The sequence below is a fragment of the Streptomyces sp. NPDC091972 genome (genome assembly GCF_044756385.1).
GTDB lineage: Bacteria > Actinomycetota > Actinomycetes > Streptomycetales > Streptomycetaceae > Streptomyces.
Map to the genome: position 1 here is coordinate 1,454 of NZ_JBIVSV010000033.1, position 1,988 is coordinate 3,441.

General features: G+C 57.6%; 1 rRNA gene (cut by a window edge). It reads left to right on the plus strand.

What is annotated here, in order from left to right:
* Nucleotides 1-51 precede the first annotated feature (51 nt).
* Nucleotides 52-1,988, plus strand: a 23S ribosomal RNA gene (locus ACIQJT_RS41640) (it continues 1,282 nt past the right edge of the window).

The window sequence follows — 1,988 nt, forward strand, 5'->3', positions numbered from 1 at the left end:
ATGGGTGGCTGGTCGTTGTTTGAGAACTGCACAGTGGACGCGAGCATCTGTGGCCAAGTTTTTAAGGGCGCACGGTGGATGCCTTGGCACCAGGAACCGATGAAGGACGTGGGAGGCCACGATAGTCCCCGGGGAGTCGTCAACCAGGCTTTGATCCGGGGGTTTCCGAATGGGGAAACCCGGCAGTCGTCATGGGCTGTCACCCATACCTGAACACATAGGGTATGTGGAGGGAACGCGGGGAAGTGAAACATCTCAGTACCCGCAGGAAGAGAAAACAACCGTGATTCCGGGAGTAGTGGCGAGCGAAACCGGATGAGGCCAAACCGTATGCGTGTGAGACCCGGCAGGGGTTGCGCATACGGGGTTGTGGGATCTCTCTTCTGTCGTCTGCCGGCGACAGGACGAGTCAGAAACCGTTGATGTAGGCGAAGGACATGCGAAAGGTCCGGCGTAGAGGGTAAGACCCCCGTAGTCGAAACGTCAGCGGCTCGTTTGAGAGACACCCAAGTAGCACGGGGCCCGAGAAATCCCGTGTGAATCTGGCGGGACCACCCGCTAAGCCTAAATATTCCCTGGTGACCGATAGCGGATAGTACCGTGAGGGAATGGTGAAAAGTACCGCGGGAGCGGAGTGAAATAGTACCTGAAACCGTGTGCCTACAAGCCGTGGGAGCGTCGGGCAAGCACTTGTGCTTGCCTCGTGACTGCGTGCCTTTTGAAGAATGAGCCTGCGAGTTTGCGGTGTGTTGCGAGGTTAACCCGGGTGGGGTAGCCGTAGCGAAAGCGAGTCCGAATAGGGCGTTTTAGTAGCACGCTCAAGACCCGAAGCGGAGTGATCTAGCCATGGGCAGGTTGAAGCGGAGGTAAGACTTCGTGGAGGACCGAACCCACCAGGGTTGAAAACCTGGGGGATGACCTGTGGTTAGGGGTGAAAGGCCAATCAAACTCCGTGATAGCTGGTTCTCCCCGAAATGCATTTAGGTGCAGCGTCGTGTGTTTCTTGCCGGAGGTAGAGCACTGGATAGGCGATGGGCCCTACCGGGTTACTGACCTTAGCCAAACTCCGAATGCCGGTAAGTGAGAGCGCGGCAGTGAGACTGTGGGGGATAAGCTCCATGGTCGAGAGGGAAACAGCCCAGAGCATCGACTAAGGCCCCTAAGCGTACGCTAAGTGGGAAAGGATGTGGAGTCGCAGAGACAACCAGGAGGTTGGCTTAGAAGCAGCCACCCTTGAAAGAGTGCGTAATAGCTCACTGGTCTAGTGATTCCGCGCCGACAATGTAGCGGGGCTCAAGCGTACCGCCGAAGTCGTGTCATTGCAGCAATACTCCCAACGGAGGCTGTGATGGGTAGGGGAGCGTCGTGTGCCGGGTGAAGCTGCGCCGGAAGGCAGTGGTGGACGGTTCACGAGTGAGAATGCAGGCATGAGTAGCGATACACACGTGGGAAACGTGTGCGCCGATTGACTAAGGGTTCCTGGGTCAAGCTGATCTGCCCAGGGTAAGTCGGGACCTAAGGCGAGGCCGACAGGCGTAGTCGATGGATAACCGGTTGATATTCCGGTACCCGCTGTGAAGCGTCAAACATCGAACCAGGCGATGCTAAGTCCGTGAAGCCGCCCCGGAGCCTTCGGGCAAAGGGGAGTGGTGGAGCCGACGGACCAGACTTGTAGTAGGTGAGTGATGGGGTGACGCAGGAAGGTAGTCCATCCCGGGCGGTGGTTGTCCCGGGGTAAGGGTGTAGGCCGTGCGATAGGCAAATCCGTCGCACACGAGGCTGAGACCTGATGCCGAGCCGATTGTGGTGAAGTGGATGATCCTATGCTGTCGAGAAAAGCCTCTAGCGAGTTTCATGGCGGCCCGTACCCTAAACCGACTCAGGTGGTCAGGTAGAGAATACCGAGGCGTTCGGGTGAACTATGGTTAAGGAACTCGGCAAAATGCCCCCGTAACTTCGGGAGAAGGGGGGCCATCACTGGTGAGGAG